6 protein-coding genes and 1 pseudogene are annotated in these 6,457 nt (G+C 69.2%); all 7 read left to right on the forward strand.

The window, feature by feature from the left end; translation table 11 throughout:
• Window positions 1-809 (forward strand): hypothetical protein (locus AB0C29_RS27705; RefSeq protein ID WP_360825881.1); only part of this gene is annotated, 809 nt, incomplete at its 5' end.
• A gap of 75 nt (window positions 810-884) precedes the next feature.
• Window positions 885-1,349, forward strand: a complete 465-nt coding sequence (locus tag AB0C29_RS27710) for a DUF948 domain-containing protein (protein ID WP_360825884.1) — start codon at window positions 885-887, stop codon at window positions 1,347-1,349.
• A gap of 39 nt (window positions 1,350-1,388) precedes the next feature.
• Window positions 1,389-1,682 carry a hypothetical protein gene (locus AB0C29_RS27715; RefSeq protein ID WP_360825887.1) on the forward strand — a complete coding sequence of 98 codons (294 nt, stop codon included), beginning with the start codon at window positions 1,389-1,391 and terminating at the stop codon, window positions 1,680-1,682.
• Window positions 1,679-4,363, forward strand: a complete 2,685-nt coding sequence (gene alaS / locus AB0C29_RS27720) for an alanine--tRNA ligase (RefSeq protein ID WP_360825889.1) — start codon at window positions 1,679-1,681, stop codon at window positions 4,361-4,363. The genes AB0C29_RS27715 and alaS overlap by 4 nt, the downstream gene beginning before the upstream one ends.
• A gap of 16 nt (window positions 4,364-4,379) precedes the next feature.
• The gene (gene ruvX / locus AB0C29_RS27725) at window positions 4,380-4,841 is read left to right on the forward strand and encodes a Holliday junction resolvase RuvX (RefSeq protein ID WP_360556172.1); all 462 of its coding nucleotides are present in this window, start codon (window positions 4,380-4,382) and stop codon (window positions 4,839-4,841) included.
• Window positions 4,838-6,034, forward strand: coding sequence for an endolytic transglycosylase MltG (mltG, locus tag AB0C29_RS27730; protein ID WP_360825892.1), 1,197 nt, complete (start codon window positions 4,838-4,840; stop codon window positions 6,032-6,034). The genes ruvX and mltG overlap by 4 nt, the downstream gene beginning before the upstream one ends.
• Window positions 6,035-6,055: 21 nt before the next feature.
• Window positions 6,056-6,457: pseudogene (locus tag AB0C29_RS27735) on the forward strand (shikimate dehydrogenase); the annotation flags it as partial.

Genomic DNA, 6,457 nt, shown 5'->3' on the forward strand with positions numbered 1-6,457 from the left:
CCGGACAGGTCGCCGCGGCGGGGCGGGGGACCGGCACCGTCACTCCGCCCGGGCGGGTTGCGGTTGTCGGCGCTGGGCCCGTACCCGATGCGGGTGACAGCTCGGCCGCCGACGAGCGTGAGTCTCCCGGTGGTCTGCTCGGTAAGGGTGCCGAGCTGCGCACCCGGCTGCGCACCGAGCGGCGGCTGCGGGTCATCACACTGGTCACGCTCAGCGTCGTGGTGCTCGGGCTGCTTCCGCTGCTGTTCGGGATCCGGTCCGCGACGCGTGACCCCGTGTTCAACTCCCTCGATGCGCTCAGCGTGCCCACCTGGGCCGACAAGCAGGTCGAGGACCGGACCAGCGGCAGCATCTGGTGTTTCTTCGACTGCCGGTTCCGGGAGCGGACCGCGCAGTCCGAGCGGCCGTTCGAGGAGACCGACAAGGCCTACGCCACCGCGCTGAACCGGGCCGGCTGGAAGGCGCGGAGCGGCGAGTGTTCCGATCAGCCCACCACCTCCGGCAAGTACACCTGCTGGACCAGGGACGAGTTCACTCTGGACCTGTGGGTGCGGCTGCCCGAGTGCGCTGTCGACGCCGTCGCCGCGCAGGATCCGGCCTCTCAGCCTTCCGTCGGGCCTGACGGGCTGGTGCCCACTCCTGACCCGGACAAGTGCACCGGTTCGACCGTGAGCATCAAGGTGCAGAACGCCGTCACCGACCAGCGGGGCAAGCCGCAGCCGGCCGTGGATCCCTCCCTGATCGGCGAGACGCCCGACCCTGTGCTCACGCCTGATCCTCTGCTGGAGCCGACACCGACGGCGTCGTGAAGCGTCCACCGGTCACTGACGGTAGGGTCTGCACGTTGTCACACTGTGAGGCACGTCAGTAGAGGAGACGCGTAGATGGACGTTACCGCCGGAGAAATCGCAGGCCTGATCGCGGCGGGCGCGTTTTTGATGCTCGTGCTGGTGCTCGCCGTCCCGATTCTCAAGCTGCGCCACACGGTCGACGCCGCCACCCAGGCGATCAACGACCTCAACGACCGGACCGGGCCGCTGCTGGGCAACGTCACCGAGACGGTCGGCAACGTGAACACCGCGCTGGGCCAGGTCCAGGTCTCTTTGGACGGTGTCAACGTGCAGCTGGCCAAGGTCGACACGATGACCGAGCACGCGCAGAACGTCACGGCCAGCGTGGCCAACCTCGCCACCGTCGTGTCCGCCGCCGCCGCGAACCCGTTGATCAAGGTGGCGTCGTTCGGCTACGGCCTGCGCAAGGCCGCCGCCGCCCGCCGGCACGCCGAGGACGAGCGCGATGTCCGCGCCACTCTCAAGCAGCGCCGCAAGGCCGCCCGCGCGGCCCGCTGACCATCTCACCAGCTTTTCTAGCTCGGAAGGAACACCGCCATGAAGCGGCTGCTCTGGCTGGGTGTCGGCCTGGCCGTCGGCGCCATCGTCGTGCGCAAGGTCACCCGTAAGGCCAACGAGTTCACCCCCACCGGCATCGCCACCTCCCTGTCGCAATCCGCTGGCGGTCTGGTCGAGTCGCTGCGTAGCTTCGTGGATGACGTCCGCGAGGGGATGGCCGAGCGCGAGCATGAGATCCACGAGGCCTTCGCCGCGGGTGAGCTCTACGACGACCAATTCGCCGAGCTGCGTGACGGCACGCAGGGGCGGCACGCGAGTGAGGACCAGCGATGAAGACGGCGGAGATCAAGCGGCGCTTTCTGGCGCACTTCGAGGCGAACGGGCACACGGTCGTGCCGAGTGCCCCGCTGCCGGCCATCGACGACCCGAACCTGCTGTTCATCAACGCCGGCATGGTCCAGTTCGTGCCGTTCTTCCTCGGGCAGCGCACCCCGCCGTACCAGCGGGCCGTGAGCGTGCAGAAGTGCATCCGGACGCCCGACATCGACGAGGTCGGCAAGACCAGCCGGCACGGCACGTTCTTCCAGATGAACGGCAACTTCTCCTTCGGTGACTACTTCAAGGCCGAGGCCATCCGGCTGGCCTGGGAGCTGTCCACCAACCCGGTCGAGAAGGGCGGCTTCGGGCTGGACCCGGAGCGCATCTGGCCGACCGTCTACCTCGACGACGACGAGGCGTTCGAGATGTGGCGCGCGACCGGTGTGCCCGCCGAGCGGATCGTGCGCCGGGGCAAGAAGGACAACTGGTGGCACATGGGCATCCCCGGCCCGGGCGGCACCTGCTCCGAGCTCTTCTACGACCGCGGCCCCGAGTACGGCAAGGAGGGCGGCCCGGAGGTCGACGAGGACCGGTACATGGAGTACTGGAACCTCGTCTTCATGCAGTACGAGATCACCGACGTGAAGAGCAAGGAGAACTTCACGATCGTCAGCGATCTCCCCAAGAAGAACATCGACACCGGCATGGGGCTGGAGCGGGTCGCGTCGATCCTGCAGGGCGTCGACAACCTGTACGAGATCGACGAGGTCAAGCCGATCCTGGCCCGGGCGGCCGAGCTGTCCGGCAAGGTGTACGGCGCGCACTCCGGTCACGAGGCCGGCCTGTCGCACCCCGACGACGTCCGGCTGCGCGTGATCGCCGACCACGTCCGTACCGCGCTGATGCTGATCGGCGACGGGGTCACCCCGTCCAACGAGGGCCGCGGTTACGTGCTGCGCCGCATCATGCGCCGGGCGATCCGGGCCATGCGCCTGCTCGGCTGGCAGGGGGCCACGTTCCCCGAGCTGCTGCCGGTGGCGCGCGACTGCATGGCGCCGTCGTACCCGGAGCTGGCGAAGGAGTTCGGCCGGATCTCCACGTACGCGTACGCGGAGGAGGAGGCGTTCCTGTCCACGCTGCGCGCGGGCACGACGATCCTCGACACGGCGATCACCGACACCAAGAAGTCCGGCGGCGCGAAGCTCAGCGGCGCGCAGGCGTTCCAGCTGCACGACACGTACGGCTTCCCGATCGACCTGACCCTGGAGATCGCCGCCGAGCAGGGCCTCGACGTCGACCAGGACGGCTTCCGCCGGTTGATGGCCGACCAGCGGTCCCGCGCGAAGGCGGACGCGGCCGCGCGCAAGACGGGCCACGCGGACCTGTCGGCGTACCGCACGGTGCTCGAGAACGGCGGACCGGTGCAGTTCACCGGCTACGCGGAGGTCTCCCGGGAGTCGCGGGTGCGCGCGCTGCTCGGCGACGGCGGCGCCAGTGTCGCGGCGGCGAACGAGGGTGACTACGTCGAGCTGGTGCTCGACACCACCCCGTTCTACGCCGAGGGCGGTGGCCAGCAGGCCGACACCGGCCTGATCAACGTCGGCGGCGGGCAGGTCGAGGTCGTCGACGTGCAGCAGCCGCTGCCCGGCCTGATCGTGCACAAGGCGCGGGTCGTCCGCGGTGAGGTGCGCGCGGGTGAGGCGGGCTTCGCCGAGATCGACGTGACCCGCCGCAAGGCGATCTCGCGGTCGCACACGGCGACGCACCTGATCCACCAGACCATGCGGGCGTTCCTCGGCGAGTCGGCGACCCAGGCGGGTTCGCTGAACGCGCCCGGCCGGCTGCGCTTCGACTTCAACACCCCGGGGGCCGTCTCGCCCGCGGTGCTGCACGACGTCGAGCAGCAGGTCAACGAGGTGCTGCTGCGTGACCTGGAAGTCCATGCGTTCGTCACCTCGCAGGAGGAGGCGCGCCGGCTCGGCGCGATGGCCCTGTTCGGGGAGAAGTACGGCGACGAGGTCCGAGTGGTTGAAGTCGGCGACTACGCGCGTGAACTCTGCGGCGGTACGCACGTGGCCCGCTCGGGTCAGCTGGGCCTGGTGAAGATCCTCAACGAGTCGTCGATCGGTTCCGGTGTCCGCCGGGTCGAGGCGCTCGTCGGCATCGACGCGTTCGGCTTCCTGGCCAAGGAGCACCTGCTCGTGGCCCGGCTCGCGGAGCTGTTCCGGGTGCCCGGCGACCAGGTCGCCGACCGGGTCGAGCAGACCGTGACGGCCCTGCGCGACGCCGAGAAGGAGCTCGAGAAGATGCGCGCGCAGCTCGTGCTCGGTGGGGCCGGTGCGCTGGCGGCGCAGGCCCGTGATCTGCGGGGCGTGGCGTACGTCGGGACCGAGGCACCCGAGGGTGCGGCGACCAACGACGTGCGTACCCTGGCCCAGGAGATCCGCGGCAAGATCGACGCCGGTCGTCCGGCGGTGGTCGCGGTCGCGGCCCGGTCCAACGGCAAGGCGTCACTCATCGTAGCGATCAACGCCACGGCGAAGAGTCGTGGTCTGTCCGCGGCCGATCTGGTCAAGGGCGCGCTCTCCGGCCGGGGCGGCGGCAACGCCGACCTCGCCCAGGGCGGTGGAGTGCCCGCTGACCAGGTGAATGTCTTGCTCGCAGCGGTGGAGAAGGCGGTCGGCGAGGCTGCCTGAGAGGGAGGCCGTCGACATGTTGCCGTTGCCACGGGGTAGGCGGCTGGGTGTGGATGTGGGTAAGGTCCGCGTCGGGGTCGCACTCAGTGACCCCGACGGGATCCTGGCCACCCCCCTGGTCACGGTGCCCCGTGACATGGGTGCGGCGCCCGACGCCGTCCCCGGCGACATTGCTCAGCTCGTCCGCCTTGTGGGGGAGCACGAGGTGGTGCAGATCGTGGTGGGCCTGCCCGTGCGCCTCAACGGCGAGGAGGGGCCTGCCGCCATCGACATACGTGCGTACGCTGGGCGACTGGAACGGGCGGTAGGGTCTGTTCCGATCGTCCTGGCGGACGAGAGGATGTCGACCGTGGTCGCAACCCGTAGGCTGGCCGAACGTGGCGTACGGGGCAAGCGGCAACGGGCGGTCGTCGATCAGGCGGCCGCGGTGGAGATCCTGCAGAGCTGGCTGGACGCGCAGCGGAGGCAGACAAGATGATCGACGAGCTGGACCTGGCGTTCGACGAGCAGGCGGAGAAGGGCAGACCTCGCCACCGGCGGGGATTTCGCGGTTCGAAGGGCGGCGGCGGCAAGGGCGGTAAGTCCGCGGTCGCCTTCCTCATGGTGTTCATCCTGCTGGGCGTGCTCGGCGTCGGTGGATACCTGGGCTACTCGAAGATCAAGGGTTTCTTCACGGCGGCCGACTACGACGGCCCCGGCAGCGACCCGGTGCAGGTCAAGATCCCCAAGGACGCGTCGCTGACCGAGATCGGCAACGTGCTGTACGACGCCGATGTGGTCAAGAGCACAGCCGCCTTCACCGAGGCCGCCGACGCCAACCCCAAGGGCAAGAACATCCAGTCCGGCACGTACAACCTGCGCAAGCAGATGGCGGCCGCGCAGGCCGTGACCCTGATGCTCGATCCCAAGAGCCGGGTCACCAACGGCATCACCATCCCCGAGGGCAAGACCGCCAACCAGGTCTACGAGATCCTGGCCAAGGCGACCGGGGTCAAGGTGGCCGATTTCAAGAACGCCGCCAAGGACCCGGAGGCGCTCGGCGTCCCGGCGTTCTGGTTCAACCGCACCGACGGGCAGAAGAAGGCGAAGTCGATCGAGGGCTTCCTGTTCCCGGACACCTACGAGTTCCCCCCGAAGGGCACCGCGGCGGAGTATCTGACGCTGATGGTCGAGCACTTCATGAACGTCGCCAACGAGGTGGACTTCGTGAAGCAGGCCGAGACCCAGCGCAACATCAGCCCGTACGAGGTGCTGACGGTGGCCTCGCTGGCCCAGGCCGAGGCCGGCAACGCCGAGGACCTCGGCAAGGTCGCCCGGGTGGCCTACAACCGCCTCTACGGCGACGACTTCCACTGCAAGTGCCTGGAGTTCGACGTCGGGATCAACTACTACTACCAGCTCACCGGCAGGCCGACGAAGTCGTCCGGCAAGATGACCGACAAAGAGCTGTACGACACGAAGAACCCGTACCGCCTGCACGGCAAGGACGGGCTCACGCCGACGCCGATCAACAACCCCGGCAAGGCCGCGCTGCAGGGCGCCCTCGCGCCGCCGAAGGGCAACTGGCTGTACTTCGTGGCGATCGACAAGCAGGGCCACTCGGCGTTCACCAACAGCTACCCGCAGCACGAGAAGAACATCGAGACCGCCAAGAAGAACGGCGTCCTCTGACGGGTCCCCTAATCTGTGCCTGTGCAATCCACTGAGCGCGCCCGGAAGGCCGCCGTCTGCGGGAAACCGATCGGGCACTCCCTGTCCCCGGTCATCCACACTGCCGGCTTCGCTGCCGCCGGTCTGCTGACCTGGACGTACACGGCGATCGAGTGCGCCGAGGCCGAGCTGGCCGGCCTGGTGGCCGGCCTCGGCCCGGAATGGGCCGGGCTGTCGCTGACCATGCCGCTCAAGGAGGTCGCGCTGACGCTGGCCGCGGCGGCGTCGCCGGTCGCGACCGCGATCGGTGCGGCCAACACCCTGGTACGGCGTCCCGACGGCACCTGGTTCGCCGACAACACCGACGTCCCGGGCATGGTCCGGGTGCTCGGCGACGCGGGTCTCGCCCCCGGTCCTCGGCGTCCGCCTGCATCTCGGTGGCCA

It is taken from the genome of Actinoplanes sp. NPDC048791 (assembly GCF_040650095.1).
In the GTDB taxonomy this organism is placed as follows: Bacteria; Actinomycetota; Actinomycetes; order Mycobacteriales; family Micromonosporaceae; genus Actinoplanes.

What these genes read in the sequence shown, in the direction of transcription:
- mltG (WP_360825892.1), top strand. Translation starts at nt 4,838, where the DNA reads ATGATCGACGAGCTGGACCTGGCGTTCGACGAGCAGGCGGAGAAGGGC.
- AB0C29_RS27715 (WP_360825887.1), top strand. Translation starts at nt 1,389, where the DNA reads ATGAAGCGGCTGCTCTGGCTGGGTGTCGGCCTGGCCGTCGGCGCCATC.
- alaS (WP_360825889.1), top strand. Translation starts at nt 1,679, where the DNA reads ATGAAGACGGCGGAGATCAAGCGGCGCTTTCTGGCGCACTTCGAGGCG.
- ruvX (WP_360556172.1), top strand. Translation starts at nt 4,380, where the DNA reads ATGTTGCCGTTGCCACGGGGTAGGCGGCTGGGTGTGGATGTGGGTAAG.
- AB0C29_RS27710 (WP_360825884.1), top strand. Translation starts at nt 885, where the DNA reads ATGGACGTTACCGCCGGAGAAATCGCAGGCCTGATCGCGGCGGGCGCG.